The organism is Variovorax sp. PvP013, from assembly GCF_050435945.1.
GTDB lineage: Bacteria > Pseudomonadota > Gammaproteobacteria > Burkholderiales > Burkholderiaceae_C > Variovorax.
In genome coordinates this window covers 836,635-851,097 of record NZ_JBNDLF010000001.1, presented here as the reverse complement: position 1 = coordinate 851,097, position 14,463 = coordinate 836,635, and the positions used below count along the sequence as shown (strand labels likewise).

Sequence of the window (14,463 nt, the reverse complement as noted above, 5' to 3'; positions counted from 1 at the left end):
GGGATTCAGTCTTTCTTCTGGATGTAGCCGGTGATCTCGAGGCCGTAGCCCGCCGCCATGCTCGGCATGCGGCGCGGCGTGCCCAGCAGGTGCATCTTGTGGACGCCGCATTCGCGCAGGATCTGGGCGCCCACGCCGTAGCTGCGCAGGTCCATGCGGCCGCGCTCGGGCGCCTGCGCCGGCCGCGCGGTGCCCTCGAACTGCGCGAGCAGCTCGTCGCCCGATTCGCCGCAGTTCAGCAGCACGGCCACGCCGCGGTCCTGGGCGGCGATGTGGGCCAGGCTGGCGTCGAGGCCCCAGGAATGCATCGGCCGGCCGACCTCGAGCGCGTCGAGCACCGACAGCGGCTCGTGCACGCGCACGGCGATGGAGTCGTCCGCGCCCCAGGCGCCGCGCACCAGCGCCAGATGGACGCCGCCGCTGGGCTTGTCGCGGAAGGCGTGGGCGGTGAAGGTGCCCCAGGCGGTCCGGACGGCGCGCGAGCCGATCTTCTCGACCAGCGACTCGGTGCGGCTGCGGTGCTCGATGAGCGCGGCGATGGTGCCGATCTTCAGGCCGTGGACGGCGGCGAAGACCTGCAGGTCGGGCAGGCGCGCCATCGTGCCGTCCTCGTTCATGATCTCGCAGATCACCGACGCGGGCGAGCAGCCGGCCATGGCGGCGAAATCGCAGCCGGCCTCGGTGTGGCCGGCGCGCATGAGCACGCCGCCGTCGACCGCCTGCAGCGGGAAGATGTGGCCGGGCTGAACCAGGTCGGCGGCGACGGCGTCCCGCGCCACGGCGGCCCGGACGGTGCGGGCGCGGTCGGCCGCGGAGATGCCGGTGGTCACGCCCTCGGCGGCCTCGATGGAGACGGTGAAGGCGGTGGCGTGCTTGGCGCCGTTGCGCGCGACCATCGGCGGCAGGTGGAGCCGCTCGCACATCTCGCGCGAGAGCGTCAGGCAGATCAGGCCGCGCGCGTGGCGGGCCATGAAGTTGATGGCCTCGGGCGTGACGTGGTCGGCGGCCAGGACGATGTCGCCCTCGTTCTCGCGGTCCTCCTCGTCGACCAGGATCACCATGCGGCCGGCGGCCATCTCGGCGACGATCTCCTCGACCGGGGAGACGGGGGCGATCGGCGGCGCGGTCGTCGCGCTCGCGGGGCGTGGGAGGGCGGCGCCGATCGGGGTCACGGAAGCGTTCATGCGTACAGGTCCTTCGGCGCGGTCGGCGCCGGGGCCGGACTTGCCAGGGGTGGGATGCCAATCGCGCCGGCCTGGAGCATGCGCTCCACGTAGCGCGCGACCGTGTCGATCTCGAGGTTGACGCGGCCGCCGGCGGCCAGCGTGCCCAGCGCGGTGTTCTCGACCGTGTGCGGGATCAGGTTGATGCTGATCTCGGCGCCGTCCTCGGTGTCGCGCACGCTGTTGACGGTCAGGCTCACGCCGTTGACCGTGATCGAGCCCTTGTAGGCCAGGAAGCGGGCCAGCGACGGCGGGGCCAGCACGCGCAGCTCCCAGCTCTCGCCGACCGCCTCGAACTTCGCCACGGTGCCGATGCCGTCGACGTGGCCCGAGACGATGTGGCCGCCGAGCCGGTCGCTGGCACGCAATGCCTTCTCCAGGTTGACGCGGCCTTCGGCCTCGGCGAGACCGGCGGTCTTGTCGAGGGATTCGGCCGAGATGTCGATGGTGAAGGAGGCATCGCCCGGGTCGAGCGAGGTGACCGTCATGCAGGCCCCGTTGAGGGCGATGCTGTCGCCCAGGCCGACGTCGTCGAGGTAGCCGGCGGGCGTGGCGATGCGCAACCGCTTGCCGTGGGATAAGGAGCTTCCGAGGTCGTGGACGGCGGCGATACGCCCCACGCCGGTGATGATTCCGGTGAACATCGTTGCATTTTCGCACGGGCCGGAACACCGACCCGGGCACCGACCGATCCGCCCCTCCATGGAACTGCGCCAACTCCGTTATTTCGTCCGCGCCGTCGAGCTCGGCAGCCTGGGGCGCGCCGCCGTCGACCTGGGGGTGGTGCCGTCGGCATTGAGCCAGCAGCTCAGCCGGCTGGAGGGCGAACTCGCCACCCGGCTGCTGCAGCGCAGCGCGCGCGGCGTGCTGCCCACCGACGCCGGCGCCGCCTTCTTCCGCGAGGCGCAGCTCACCCTGCGCCATGCCGAGCAGGCCCAGCGCGCCGCGCGTTCGGCGCGGTTGACGGGCACGGTCAGCGTCGGCCTGGCGCCCACCACCGGGGCCGTGCTGGCCCTGCCGCTGATGCGCGCCCTGCGCGAGCGCTATCCGGACGTGCGCCTGCACATGGTCGAGAGCCTGTCGGGTCACCTCGCGGCCATGCTCGACGCCCGCCGGCTCGACCTGGCGGTGCTGTTCTCCACCCAGGCCGGCCGGCGCTGGAGCGTGATGCCGCTGCTCGACGAGAAGCTGCTGCTGATCCGGGCCCGGCGCCACATGCCCGCCGGGGCCGGCACCGGCACCCGGCCGGTGTCGCTGCGCGCGCTGGCCGCGCAGCCGCTGATCCTGCCCACCGGCGGCCACGGCCTGCGCGCGACCATCGACGCCGCCGCGCTGCGTGCCCGCGTGAGCCTGCAGCCGGTGGCGGAGATCGACTCGCTGGCCATGCTGATGGCCGCGGTGGACGCCGGCTTCGGCGCCACCGTGCAGCCCGGGGCGGCGGTCGGGCGCTATCCGGACGCGGCCGAGCGCTTCCACCTGGCGCCGCTGGCCGACCCGCAGGCGCACCGGCGCAACGCGATCTGCAGCCTGTCGGACGACGAACTCTCGCCGGCCGCGCTGGCGGTGCGCGTGGTGCTGGCCGACGTCGCGCGCGGACTGGTAGCCGCCGGGCAGTGGCCGGGCGCGACGCTGGTGCGGCCGGACTGACGGCGGCGACGCGGCCGCCGCCGGGCGCGGCGGGCCGTCACGGATCGTGACGGGGCCATGCCGGAACCGGGCTGTCGCGCCGGAACGCCGCGACCTAGAGTGACGGCTCTTCCGCGGCCTCGACGCCGCGGCTCCCCGCTTTCCCCACGAGACGACCATGGCCCTGAACGGCAACCCTCCACCGGCGGACGTGCTGGTGATCGGCGGCGGCAACGCCGCGCTCTGCGCCGCCCTCATGGCGCGCGAGGCCGGCGCTTCCGTGCTGCTGGTCGAATCGGCACCGCGCGCCTGGCGCGGCGGCAATTCCATGCACGTGCGCAACCTGCGCTGCATGCACGACGCGCCGCAGGACGTGCTGATCGAGGCCTACCCCGAGGAGGAGTACTGGCAGGACCTGCTCAAGGTCACCGGCGGCCTGACCGACGAGGCCCTGGCGCGGCTGGTGATCCGCCATTCGGCCGGCTGCCGGCCCTGGATGCGGCGCCACGGGGTGCATTTCCAGCCGCCGCTGTCGGGCGCGCTCCACGTGGCGCGCACCAACGCCTTCTTCATGGGCGGCGGCAAGGCGCTGGTCAACGCCTACTACCGCAGCGCCGAGGCGCTGGGCGTGCGGGTGCGCTACGACACGCCCGTCGAACGCCTGGAGCTCGACGGCGACCGTTTCGTCGCCGCCGTCACCGCCGGCGGCGAGCGCATCGCGGCGCGCAGCTGCGTGATGGCCTGCGGCGGCTTCGAGTCCAACCTGGCCTGGCAGCGCGAGGCCTGGGGCCAGAACGAGCGCGGCGAGTGGCCGGCCGAGAACTTCCTGGTGCGCGGCACCCGCTTCAACCAGGGCGTGCTGCTGAAGTTCATGCTGGAGGAGGCCGGCGTGGACGCCGTCGGCGACCCGACGCAGGCGCACTGCGTGGCCATCGACGCCCGCGCGCCGCGCTACGACGGCGGCATCTGCACCCGCATCGACTGCGTGTCGCTGGGACTGGTGGTCAACCGCGAGGCCGAGCGCTTCTACGACGAGGGCGAGGACTTCTGGCCCAAGCGCTATGCCATCTGGGGCCGGCTGGTGGCGCAGCAGCCGGGGCAGATCGCGTACTCGGTGATCGACCGCAAGGCCATCGGCCGCTTCATGCCGCCGGTGTTCGAAGGCACGCGCGCCGACACCCTCGAGGAACTGGCCGCGCTGCTGGGCCTGGACGTTGCCGCCTTCATGAAGACCGTGAACGACTACAACGCCGCCTGCCGCGTCGGCACCTTCGACCACACGACGCTGGACGACTGCCGCACCGAGGGCCTCGCGCCGCCGAAGACCCACTGGGCCCGGCCGCTGGACACGCCGCCGTTCTACGGCTATCCGCTGCGCCCCGGCATCACCTTCACCTACCTGGGCCTGAAGGTCGACGAGACCACCGCCGTGCGATTCGGCGGCCGGCCGAGCGGCAACCTGTTCGTGGCCGGCGAGATGATGGCCGGCAACGTGCTGGGCAAGGGCTACACCGCCGGCGTGGGCATGAGCATCGGCACCGCGTTCGGCCGCATCGCGGGGGTGGAGGCGGCGCGGTCCTGCGGCCATCGGCACGCGGGATTCGACGAGGAGATGAAGGCCGTCCGGTCGAGCGGATCGCCGTCTTCCCCCACCCGGACCACGACCACGACCACGACCCGGGAGGTGGCCCATGCCGACGCTCGCTGAGACCATCGAACGCGTCCGGGCCGAATCGGACCCGCTGGGCGAGGACGGCCGCCCGAGCACCAGCCCGCGCGTGATCCCGATCCGCCCGGCGGGGCCGCTGTCGGCGCCCGAGCAGGAGGTCGCGCGCATCCTGCAGATCTGCAACGCCTGCCGCTACTGCGAAGGCTTCTGCGCCGTGTTCCCGGCCATGACGCGGCGGCTCGAGTTCGGCAAGGCCGACACGCACTACCTGGCCAACCTCTGCCACAACTGCGGCGCCTGCCTGCACGCCTGCCAGTACGCGCCGCCGCACGAGTTCGCGGTCAACGTGCCGCAGGCCATGGCGCGGGTGCGGGTGCAGACCTACCACGACTACGCCTGGCCGCCGGCCATGGGCCGGCTCTACGAGCGCGCGGGGCTGACGGTCGCGCTGGCGCTGGCGGCGGGACTGGCGTTGTTCCTGGTGCTGGGACTGGCGATGGCCGGGCCGCTGCTGCACCGGCCGCTGGCGGGGAATTTCTACGCCGTCTTCCCGCACGACTTCCTGGCGCGGGTCTTCGGCGCGGTGTCGCTGTTCGTGGTGCTGGCGCTGGGGATGGGGGTGCGGCGCTTCTGGCGCGAGGTGACGCCCGCCGTCGGCGTGCCCGCCGCCGCAGCCGCCGAGGCCGCGCACGACGCGCTGCGACTGAAATACCTCGGCGGTGGCCACGGGCAGGGCTGCAACGACGCCGACGACGCGTTCACGCTGTGGCGCCGGCGCTTCCACCACTTCACCTTCTACGGCTTCATGCTGTGCTTCGCGGCGACGTCCGTCGCCACGTTCTACCACTACCTGCTGGGTTGGCACGCGCCGTATCCGCTCTTCAGCGCACCCGTGATCCTGGGCACGCTCGGCGGCATCGGCCTGCTGATCGGCCCGACCGGGCTGCTGTGGCTCAACCTGCGGCGCGATCCGCAGCACGGCGACGCGGCGCAGAAGCCGATGGACCGCGGCTTCATCGCCCTGCTGCTGCTGACCAGCGCCACCGGCCTGGCCCTGCTGGCCTGGCGCGACAGCGCCGCCATGGGCCTGCTGCTGGCGGTGCACCTGGGCGTGGTGATGGCGCTGTTCCTGACCCTGCCGTACGGCAAGTTCGCCCACGGCGTGTTCCGCAGCGCCGCGCTGCTCAAGTTCTCGATCGAGAAGCGCCTGCCCAGCCGGCTGCAGCTGGGCAGCGACTGAACCCGATCCGCGACCCGATCCCACCACGACGACCCCCGATGGAGACGAATCCCATGCCAATTCGACGACGAAGGCTGACCGCCGCGGCCCTGATGGGCCTGGGCGCGCTCGGCGCCACGGGCGCCATCGCCCAGACGGCCGCGACCGCGGACTTCCCGCCGAGGAAGCCCATTACCCTGGTGGTTGGCTTCGCGCCCGGCGGCGCCGCCGACGCCGCCGCGCGGCTCATCGCGAAGAAGCTCGCCGAGAACATCGGCCAGACCGTGGTGGTGGACAACCGGGGCGGCGCCGGCGGCAACATCGCGCACCAGTACGTCGCCCACGCGGCGACCGACGGCTCGGTGCTGCTGTTCGGCTCGATCGGACCGCTGACCATCGCCCCGCACCTGATGAAGCTGCCCTACGACCCGTTCAAGGACCTCGCGCCGGTGTCGGGCGGCGTCAATTTCCCGAACGTGCTGGTGGTGAACAAGGCCGTGGGCGCGAAGACGCTCGCGGAATTCGTCGCGCTGTCGAAGAAGAAGCCCGGCAGCATCGACTTCGCCTCCACCGGCGCGGGCTCGGCCTCGCACCTGGCGGGCGAGCTGTTCAACCAGCGCGCCGGCATCGACATGACCCACGTGCCCTACAAGGACGGGGCGCCCGCCCTGCAGGACCTGCTGGGCGAGCGCGTGGCGTCGTACTTCTCGGCGCCGCCCACGGCGATGCCGCAGGTCGAGGCCGGCAAGCTCGTGCCGCTGGCCACCACCGGCCTCGTGCGGCCGGCCTACCTGCCCGACATCCCGACCGTGGCCGAGGCCGGCTATCCCGGCTTCGAGGCGCTCAACTGGTACGCCTTCGTCGCGCCGGCGAAGACCCCCGCGCCGCTGCTCGACCGCTGGAACGCGGAGATCGTGAAGGTGCTCGTCGACCCCGGCGTCAAGGACGCCCTCGACAAGCATGGCCTGACGCCGCAGCCCATGACCCGGGCCGAGCTGGCGGCCTTCATGCGTGCCGAGTCGGACAAGTGGGGCAGGGTGGTGCGGGAGCGCAAGATCAGCGCCGAGTGAAGACGCGTCGGCGGGAGGGGCGGCAGAAGGACGAAGAGCACGGGCGGCATGACGCCGCGGATGGCCGCCGATGCGAGGTCGGCACTGGACCTGCCCAATTCCTCATAATCGATGGGAATCAGCATAATTTCCCATAATCGAATCGTCCCATGGCCGTGAAGTCCCTGTCTCTGCGGCGCGACCGCGAGCACATCTTCCACCGCACCAGGCCTTCTTCTACGCCCGCCAGGAGCACCTGCCCGAACTCGACGACACTTGCCTGGCCTGGGTGCTCGGTCATTCGATCCTCGGAAAGCACTTGAGCCTGGACGTGCTCCACGAGGCCTTCGAGATCTTCCACCGCACGGCCCGGCTGGGTCGCGACTTCACGCCCTTCGACGGCGCGGCGCTGGAGCATTACGCGGCATCGATGCGGGCGTCGGCGCCGGGCACCGACGTCGCCGTGCCGGGCCCGTCGGCCGTGCAGGTGGCGCTCGAGCGGCTGCGCAGGGAGTCGCTGATCTGGAACGCGGGCCGGGGCCTGTGGTTCGTCGAGGATTCCCGGCACGCCGCGTGGGCGCTGGCCGGCGGCGTCCCGCCCGACCTGCCCGCGAGGTGACGCCCGGATCCCGGGTTCACGCGGACGGGTACTTCATGTCCCGCGGACCGTGCGCGGCGATGTCGCGGCGCTGCTCGGCGATCGCCTCCCGATACGCCGGCCGGGCGAAGCAGCGGTCGCGATGCGCCGCGACGGCCGCGTGGCGCGCCAGCAGGTCCGTGTGACCGACGATCTTCATCACCGAGGACATCATCAGGTCGGCCACCGTGAAGGCGTCGCCCACCAGGTACGCCCGGTCCTGGAGGACCACGTCCAGCTGGCCGAGGCGCGTCTCGATCATCTCGATCACGCCCGGGCGCCGCCGGGCCTTGTCCGCCTCGTCCTTCATGAAGAAGTCGACCTCCGCGAGCTGGGCGAGGAAGAGCTCGACCGAGTTCAGGGCCGCGAACAGCCAGCAGACGGCGCGTGCGCGGTCGGCTTCGGCCTCGGGCAGCAGCCGGCCCGATCGCGTGGCGACGTCCAGCACGATGGCGCCGGTCTCGAACAGCGTCGGCCGGCCGTCCTCGCGCAACAGGGGAACCTGTCCGAAGGGCTGCTCCAGGCGGTAGCCGGGGTCCTGCTGGACGACGGTGTCGATCAGTTCCACCCGGTAGGGCCAGCCGACCTCCTTGAGCACCCAACGGATGCGGTGGTCGCGGACCTGGCCCTGTGCGAACGGCGGAACCCATTTGAGCGCGGTGAGGGTGATCATGAAAAGCTCCTGAAGTCGATCGGAGGCATCCATGCAGCGTCCGTGACCGGCGCTGCCGACGCTAGGGTGACGGAACCGCGAGTGTTCCGTGTCCGGCCACGCGCGCGAGGATGCGCAGGTCGTCTCCGACGCGGTCGACCGCCGTGAACGCCAGCGCCGTCGCATCGGCCAGCCGCGCGAGGGGCCCGCCCGCGAAGGGTTCGTGGGCCAGTCCCAGGCCGTCGCCCAGCAGCTTGGGCGCGAGGTAGAGCAGCAGTTCGTCGACCAGCCCCTCGCGCAGCAGCGAGCCGTTGAGCTTGTGGCCGGCCTCGACGTGCAGCTCGTTGACCTCGCGCGCGGCGAGGTCGCGCAGCAGGGCCGGCAGGTCGACCTTGCCGCGCGCGTCGCCCAGGCAGGTGACGGTCGCGCCGCGCGCCTCCAGCGCCGCCGCGCGGGCCTCGTCGCGGCGCGCGGCGTAGATCCAGACGCGGCGCTCCGGCACGTCGAACAGCCGGGCCGTGGGCGGCGTGGCCAGGTCGCTGTCGACGACGACGAGGTGCGGCTGGCGCGGCGTCCCGATCAGGCGGACGTCCAGGCGCGGATCGTCGTCGCGCACCGTGCCGACGCCGGTGAGCACCGCGCTCGCCCGCGCCCGCCAGGCGTGGCCGTCGGCGCGCGCGGGCTCGGCGGTGATCCACTGGCTGCTGCCGTCGGGCAATGCGGTGCGGCCGTCGAGCGAGGCGGCGATCTTCATGCGCACCCAGGGCGTGCCGCGCGTCATCCGGCTCAGGAAGCCGGGATTGAGTTCGCGCGACGCCTCGGCGCCGGGGCCGACCTCGACCGCGATGCCGGCCGCGCGCAGCCGCTCGAAGCCGCGCCCGGCGACCAGCGGATTGGGGTCGGCCAGCGAGGCGACCACGCGTGCGATGCCGGCGGCGACGAGGGCGTCGCAGCACGGCGGCGTGCGACCGTGGTGCGCGCAGGGCTCCAGCGTGACGTAGGCGGTGGCGCCGGCGACCGACCGGCCGTGCGCGGCCGCATCGCGCAGCGCCATCACCTCGGCGTGCGGGCCGCCCGCGCGCTGGGTGTGGCCGCGGCCGAGCACGGTGCCGTCGGGGGCGGCGACGACGCAGCCCACGCGGGGGTTGGGGTCGGTCAGCAGGAGCGCGCTGCGGGCCAGCGCCAGCGCCTCGGCCATGCAGTCTTCGGGCGTGAGTTTCATCGGTGGGGAAGCGGGGCGGAACAATGCCGCCGGTGCGGCGGGAGCGGCTCAGGAATCGACGGCGAGCGGTTCGCAGCGCTTGTCGCGCTCCGAAGCCGGTGTGCAGATCCGCAGGCGGCCGGTGCGCGCGATGAAGATGCGCCGGCTCTGCGTGAAGGCGTCGGTGCCGGAGACATCGTTCCTGGAGATGCTGATGCTGAGGTTGCTGGGGCTGTCGTCGGCCTTCTTGGCGAAGCCCGAGCCATCGTAGCGCACGTAGGCGGGGTTTCCCTTGAAGCTGCCGGTGCCCGCGATCGTCAGGTAGGGCGCGTCCAGCAGTTGCCTGAGCACGGTGAGGTCGACGCCTTCGGTGTAGCGGCCGTCGCGGTCGACGTCGACGAAGGCCACGAAGCCCCGGGTCCAGTCGCGGCGGCCGGGTTCGAGCGGCACGACCAGGGCCGGCAGGTTGCGCTTCATGGCCTCGGAGCGCGCCGCGTTGAGGCTGGCGACGAACGAATGGGCGGCGGACGCGAGTTGCGCATTGCGCAGGAAGGCCATGAAGCTCGGCGTCGCCAGGGCCAGCAGGAGGCTCATGATGGCCAGTACCACCATCAGCTCGACCAGTGTGAAGCCGGGCGAGCCGGTCCTTGCCCGCGGGTCCTCCGACGGACGGCGGATGCGGCGCATCAGGGCCAGCACGTGCGCGTTTCCGACCGGGCGGTGCCCTCGCAGCCCCGGGCGCCGGAGCTCTCCATCCAGAGCGTGTCGACGGCGGGGTCGGCGCGGGCCGGCGTCGCCTTGACGCGCACGCATTCGCCGAGCGACGGCGTGGCGCCGTCACCCGCGTCGCAGGCGGTGGCGCCCAGCAGGTAGGCGGCCGTGGCGGGATCGTCGCCCGAGTGGGTCTTGAACGGCGTGCCGGTCGCGCCGGGCGTCTTCACCGCCACGTAGGTGCCCGTCTGCGTCATCACGCGCTCCTGCTGCTGCAGGAGGTCGAGGATCGCCGCGCGCGCCTCGGCGCGACGCGCCTTCAGGACCGACGTCTGATAGGCCGGCAGCGCGATCGTCGCGAGCAGGGCGACGATCGCCACGGCGACGACGAGTTCGATCAGCGTGAAGCCGCGCGTTCCGGTACCTGCGCCGGCGTGGTCAGTCCCTGGCATGGTGGAGGGCCTGGTAGTTGGGGATGCGTCGCCAGCTCAGGGTGCCGAAGACGCTCGTCCGGGTGAGCGAGCCGAAATCGCCGGCGGCCGTCGAGCCCAGGGCGTCGTTGCCGCCGGAACCCCGCGCGACGACGCGGCCCCGGGTGGTGGTGGTGCCGCGGCCGGTGCCGTCGACCGGACCGTGGACCGACGGTCCGCTGCGCAGCACCATCGGCGTGCCCGGCACGCCCACGGTCGAGGCCATGGACCGGCCCTCGCCGGTGACGAGGCTCACCTGGTAGACGTTGCCGGAGCCGCCGCCGCACACGTCGCCCGTGGCGGCCGGTGGCACCAGCGAGGCGAAGACCAGCGTGTCGCCGAAGGTCGCCATGTCGCTGACCTGGCGTTCGCCCGCGGCGGGCAGGTCGACGTACCAGCCGGCGCGCCGGGTCGGGTCGTCGTCCTTTCCCGGGCGGCCCCAGGCGAAGGCCGGGACGGTGACCGCGCCCCCGCGCGCGACGCCGGCGGCGAGCCGGGACCGGCCGGCGATGGCCCCGCCGTCGCCGCCGTCCACGGCGGCCGAGGCATCGTCGTAGAGCACGTAGACGGACTGCCGCTGCGCCGATCCGGCGCTCTGGTTGTCGTCGGCCTCGAGGTACTTGCCCGTGCCGAAGGCCACCAGGATGCTCCGGTCCGGTCCGGCGATCAGTCGGGGCGCCGTGCCGATGGGTTGCGGCCGGCCGGCGGCCGATCCGTCGCCCGCGTCGCGGGCGACGAACAGCGGCAGCGCGGCGCCGTTGCGGGCGAAGGCCGAAAGCGCCGGCATCGTCCAGTCGGCGCTGCCCTTCCTCGAGAAATCGAGCTTCCAGAGGCGGCCGTGGAGGTCGCCGAAGTACAGCGACTCGACCTCGCCGGCGCGGCCGATCACGGGGTTGAAGTCCACGATGCCGGGCGCCACCGTCCGCGCCAGCGCGGCATCGACCGGCACGGACAGGCGGAAGTAGTTGGCGCCGAGCCGCCAGGGCGTGCCGACGGGCTTGGACAGATCGAGCAGGAAGATCGCCGGCGCGCCGTCGGCGCTCGCTCGGCCGTCGGGCCGGGCATTGTCGACGCCGCCGGCGACGACCACGTAGGTGCGGTAGGTCGGCGCACCCGTGGCGGCGACGGCGCTGGTGCGGAACTTCAGGATCTGCGGCCGCCCGATCACGTTCCCCAGGGCCGGATCGTCGCGGTCGGTGAACTCCCACAGGACCTTCGAGGCGTCGAAGGCGGCCGGATCGCTGACGTCCAGCGCGTAGACGCCCTGGCCGCCGCCGCCCGTGCCGCCGGCGAGCACCGTCTTCCAGCCGCCGTCGGCGGTCTCGGCCTCGGCCACGCGCGGTGTGGCGTCGACATAGGCGCGGTGCAGCCCGGCGTCGTAGGCCGGCGAGGTCAGCGTGGCGAGCTGCGGGCCCATCCAGCTCGGGATGTAGCCGAACAGCTCGTCGCCGGTGTCGGCGTCGAAGGCGTGGAGCATGCCGTCGTTGGCGCCGGCGAACACTGCCTTCCTGCGCCCGGCGTGGCGGTCGTGGAACGCGACGTACGACGTCGAGCCGTGGCGGGCCGTCGGCGCGCCGGAGAACGCGACGCCCGAGTTCACGAAGTCGCCCAGGCGGCTGGTGCGCCGGCGGAACCTGATGCCCTCCAGGCTGCGATCGCCGCGCAGGAAATCGACGCGCTGCGATCCCAGCGCGTCCGGCGGCGTCGCCGCGTCGATCCGGTCGAGCAGCGCCTTCGGACGGTCGGCGCCGCCGTCCTCCAGCAGTGCCCAGCGGAATTCGTCGGCCGTGCGCTCGGACGCGTCGACCCGCCCGATGAAGATCCGGCGCCGATCGGGGTCGAGCGTGGGGGCGTCGAGGCGTTCGGCCGCCGACCAGCGGGCCTCGGCCCGGGTGCTGCCGGCCTGCACGCGGCCCGTGGTGTCGAGCGCGAGCGGCAGGGCCAGCAGGTCGCCGCGCCAGCCGTCGCTGTCGAAGCTCGTGCGGTAGACGGAAGCCGTCTCGCCGGCCGTGAGCGCGGCGGTCGGGGCGTCGCCCGCGGCGATGGTGTCGCTGCGCGAGGCGAGGCTCGCGAAGATCTCGTCCAGGCCCTTGAGCACGTCGCCGGCGCTGCTCGCGAGGTAATAGGTGCGCGGATCGCCCTGGCCGGCGGCGCTCTCCCATGCGCCGTTGTCGAGCCCGCCCTTCTCGCCGACGAAGGGACTGCCCGTGCCCGACCGGTCCTGGAAGCCGCCGTACTTGGCCGCCAGGAAGAACTGGTTGCGCCGGCGGTCGTCGAGCCGGGTGCTGTCGCCGTATTCGTTCACGTCCAGCACGTAGGTCGTCACGCGCATGCCGGGGCGCTGCCGCGCCGGCTCGGCGGTCCACGAGGTGCCGCGGATGTCGTGCGTGCGGGCCCAGTACGCCATGCCGGCGATGTCGTAACCCGGGCCGATGGTCGCCAGGTCGGCGATCGGCGAGCGCGGCGAGCCGGCCGGGTTGGGATTGGCGCTGGCATGCGCCGGATCGCCGGGGTAGGGCACGCGCGTGTCCGACTCGAAACCGCCGACGACGCGCGTCCAGGCGGCGAAGTCGGGCTCGTTGCCCGAGGGGTCGGCGGGGCGCGCGAATTCCTCGGGGTCGGTGCTCGCGCGGCCGGGAATCGACGCGTCCTTGTGCGTGTGGATGTCGCCGATCACCAGGATGTTGTTGCGCAGGCAGGACTGGTCCCGCGTCGCGCTGCCGCCCGCGTGCGGGTCGTCCCAGCGGTCGTGGACGGGGAAGCCGTCCTTCATGGCGTCGGTCATGCCGGCGGTGGCCTGCGGGGTCGGCGGCAGACCCTGCAGGTAGCGCAGGGCCTCGTAGTAGAGCTCGCTCACCGGGTCGTAGCGCTTGTACATGCCGGGCACGGCCCCGGTGCGGCCGAACCGGTTGAGGTAGTTGACGACGCCGCTCACGCCCTCGGCCGCGCCGTCCGGGTTGGCGACGAACACGCCGGTCGACGGGTCCCATTCGACGTGCGGATTGGACGGCTGCCGCACGCCCGCCGCGTCGCGGCTCGTCGCGCCGACGAACTTCATCGGCGCGCGCAGCACGCCGCCGTAGCGCGCGTTGCTCGGATCGAGCAGGTAGCCGAAGGCGGCCACGCGCAGGCGGTCGGCGTATTTCTGCAGGTTGCCCACCGGCTTGAAGTTGCCCGCCGGCTGGAGCGCGCACAGGCCGGCGCGCGGATCGGTCAGCGCGCGCGCGCCGTCCGTCTCGCACACCCGCACCCGGGCGTAGAAGAAGCGGTCGCTCGACAGCCGCGTCGAGCCGTGCGCGGTCGTCGAGGTGCCGTCGAGCGCCGGCAGGCCGACGCCGAGATCGGCGTTGTCGCCCGGCGTGGTGCAGCTGCCGGTCCCGACGGTGCCGAACTCGACCCGGTCGAGGCAGTTGCCGATGAAGACGTCGCCGTCCCAGTCGCCCAGCAGCGCCCGGGGCACGGCGTCGGCGGCGGCGGCGCGCGCGAGCCGCTTGCGTGCGAAGTTGCCGTCGAAGGGCGCGTAGAGCACCGCGCGCTGCAGCACGGTCATCTCGGGCGTGTCGACGATGCGGTCGCCGCCGGTCAGGCCCAGGCGCAGCACGTCGATGGCCGAGCTCGTGGCCCAGTTCATGAAATTGCCGCTGAAGCCCGCCCCTCGGCAGCCGTGCGAGACCGCCGCGCCGATGCGGTCGAAGCGGCGCAACGCCGCGTCGGTATCGTCCACGTAGGCGTAGCAGCTCGCGGCGTCGAAGTAGCCGACGTAGGTGTCGCCGGCGTCGTAGACGGGGTTGAGGTACTGGGCGCCGACGGTCGGGTATTCGACCGACAGGGCCAGGGTGAGCGTCGGCCGCTGGCCACCGGCGCCGGCGTAGAGCGGCTCGGCGGACAGCTCCACCTGCCGGACGTCCGCGCTCTGGCCGAACGCCAGCCAGGAGGCGACCGATGCCAGCAGGAGGGCGAGCGGCGGCACCCATCGCACGACGATGTGGCGGGGAGGATTCTTCAT

General features: G+C 73.0%; 12 protein-coding genes. 5 read left to right on the top strand and 7 right to left on the bottom strand.

The window, feature by feature from the left end; all coding sequences use genetic code 11:
* Window positions 1-5: 5 nt before the first annotated feature.
* Window positions 6-1,184 carry a bifunctional 3,4-dihydroxy-2-butanone-4-phosphate synthase/GTP cyclohydrolase II gene (gene ribBA / locus ABID77_RS04080; RefSeq protein WP_429591243.1) on the bottom strand — a complete coding sequence of 393 codons (1,179 nt, stop codon included), beginning with the start codon at window positions 1,182-1,184 and terminating at the stop codon, window positions 6-8.
* Window positions 1,181-1,867 (bottom strand): riboflavin synthase, encoded by a 687-nt coding sequence (locus ABID77_RS04075; RefSeq protein ID WP_429591240.1) that lies wholly within the window; start codon window positions 1,865-1,867, stop codon window positions 1,181-1,183. Before ABID77_RS04075 ends, ribBA begins: the two co-directional genes overlap by 4 nt.
* 58 nt (window positions 1,868-1,925) lie before the next feature.
* On the opposite strand from ABID77_RS04075, the gene ABID77_RS04070 reads away from it, so the two are divergent.
* The 5 genes from ABID77_RS04070 (at window position 1,926) to ABID77_RS04050 (ending at window position 7,405) form a co-directional block, all read left to right on the top strand.
* Window positions 1,926-2,870 (top strand): LysR family transcriptional regulator, encoded by a 945-nt coding sequence (locus ABID77_RS04070; protein ID WP_429591237.1) that lies wholly within the window; start codon window positions 1,926-1,928, stop codon window positions 2,868-2,870.
* Window positions 2,871-3,027: 157 nt separating this feature from the next.
* The gene (tcuA, locus tag ABID77_RS04065) at window positions 3,028-4,557 is read left to right on the top strand and encodes an FAD-dependent tricarballylate dehydrogenase TcuA (protein ID WP_429591234.1); all 1,530 of its coding nucleotides are present in this window, start codon (window positions 3,028-3,030) and stop codon (window positions 4,555-4,557) included.
* Complete coding sequence (gene tcuB, locus ABID77_RS04060; RefSeq protein ID WP_429591231.1) at window positions 4,541-5,758, top strand: tricarballylate utilization 4Fe-4S protein TcuB; 1,218 nt, start codon at window positions 4,541-4,543, stop codon at window positions 5,756-5,758. Before tcuA ends, tcuB begins: the two co-directional genes overlap by 17 nt.
* A gap of 59 nt (window positions 5,759-5,817) precedes the next feature.
* Window positions 5,818-6,807, top strand: a complete 990-nt coding sequence (locus ABID77_RS04055) for a Bug family tripartite tricarboxylate transporter substrate binding protein (RefSeq protein ID WP_429593275.1) — start codon at window positions 5,818-5,820, stop codon at window positions 6,805-6,807.
* A 298-nt stretch (window positions 6,808-7,105) separates the two neighbouring features.
* Window positions 7,106-7,405, top strand: a complete 300-nt coding sequence (locus ABID77_RS04050) for a hypothetical protein (RefSeq protein WP_429591229.1) — start codon at window positions 7,106-7,108, stop codon at window positions 7,403-7,405.
* Window positions 7,406-7,421: 16 nt separating this feature from the next.
* Here the strand turns inward: ABID77_RS04050 and ABID77_RS04045 are convergent, their stop codons facing one another.
* The 5 genes from ABID77_RS04045 to ABID77_RS04025 all read right to left on the bottom strand — a co-directional run bounded on the left by ABID77_RS04045 (window position 7,422) and on the right by ABID77_RS04025 (window position 14,463).
* On the bottom strand, window positions 7,422-8,096 hold the full coding sequence (locus ABID77_RS04045) for a glutathione S-transferase family protein (RefSeq protein WP_429591226.1): 675 nt from the start codon (window positions 8,094-8,096) through the stop codon (window positions 7,422-7,424).
* Window positions 8,097-8,157: 61 nt separating this feature from the next.
* Window positions 8,158-9,297 carry a bifunctional diaminohydroxyphosphoribosylaminopyrimidine deaminase/5-amino-6-(5-phosphoribosylamino)uracil reductase RibD gene (gene ribD / locus ABID77_RS04040; protein WP_429591224.1) on the bottom strand — a complete coding sequence of 380 codons (1,140 nt, stop codon included), beginning with the start codon at window positions 9,295-9,297 and terminating at the stop codon, window positions 8,158-8,160.
* A gap of 48 nt (window positions 9,298-9,345) precedes the next feature.
* The gene (locus ABID77_RS04035) at window positions 9,346-9,975 is read right to left on the bottom strand and encodes a GspH/FimT family pseudopilin (RefSeq protein WP_429591221.1); all 630 of its coding nucleotides are present in this window, start codon (window positions 9,973-9,975) and stop codon (window positions 9,346-9,348) included.
* Complete coding sequence (locus tag ABID77_RS04030) at window positions 9,963-10,439, bottom strand: type IV pilin protein (protein WP_429591219.1); 477 nt, start codon at window positions 10,437-10,439, stop codon at window positions 9,963-9,965. Before ABID77_RS04030 ends, ABID77_RS04035 begins: the two co-directional genes overlap by 13 nt.
* Complete coding sequence (locus ABID77_RS04025; protein WP_429591216.1) at window positions 10,426-14,463, bottom strand: pilus assembly protein; 4,038 nt, start codon at window positions 14,461-14,463, stop codon at window positions 10,426-10,428. Before ABID77_RS04025 ends, ABID77_RS04030 begins: the two co-directional genes overlap by 14 nt.

Coding starts and splice junctions, on each gene's coding strand:
- ribBA (WP_429591243.1), bottom strand. CDS start 1,184: ATGAACGCTTCCGTGACCCCGATCGGCGCCGCCCTCCCACGCCCCGCG.
- ABID77_RS04075 (WP_429591240.1), bottom strand. CDS start 1,867: ATGTTCACCGGAATCATCACCGGCGTGGGGCGTATCGCCGCCGTCCAC.
- ABID77_RS04070 (WP_429591237.1), top strand. CDS start 1,926: ATGGAACTGCGCCAACTCCGTTATTTCGTCCGCGCCGTCGAGCTCGGC.
- tcuA (WP_429591234.1), top strand. CDS start 3,028: ATGGCCCTGAACGGCAACCCTCCACCGGCGGACGTGCTGGTGATCGGC.
- tcuB (WP_429591231.1), top strand. CDS start 4,541: ATGCCGACGCTCGCTGAGACCATCGAACGCGTCCGGGCCGAATCGGAC.
- ABID77_RS04045 (WP_429591226.1), bottom strand. CDS start 8,096: ATGATCACCCTCACCGCGCTCAAATGGGTTCCGCCGTTCGCACAGGGC.
- ribD (WP_429591224.1), bottom strand. CDS start 9,297: ATGAAACTCACGCCCGAAGACTGCATGGCCGAGGCGCTGGCGCTGGCC.
- ABID77_RS04030 (WP_429591219.1), bottom strand. CDS start 10,439: ATGCCAGGGACTGACCACGCCGGCGCAGGTACCGGAACGCGCGGCTTC.
- ABID77_RS04025 (WP_429591216.1), bottom strand. CDS start 14,463: ATGAAGAATCCTCCCCGCCACATCGTCGTGCGATGGGTGCCGCCGCTC.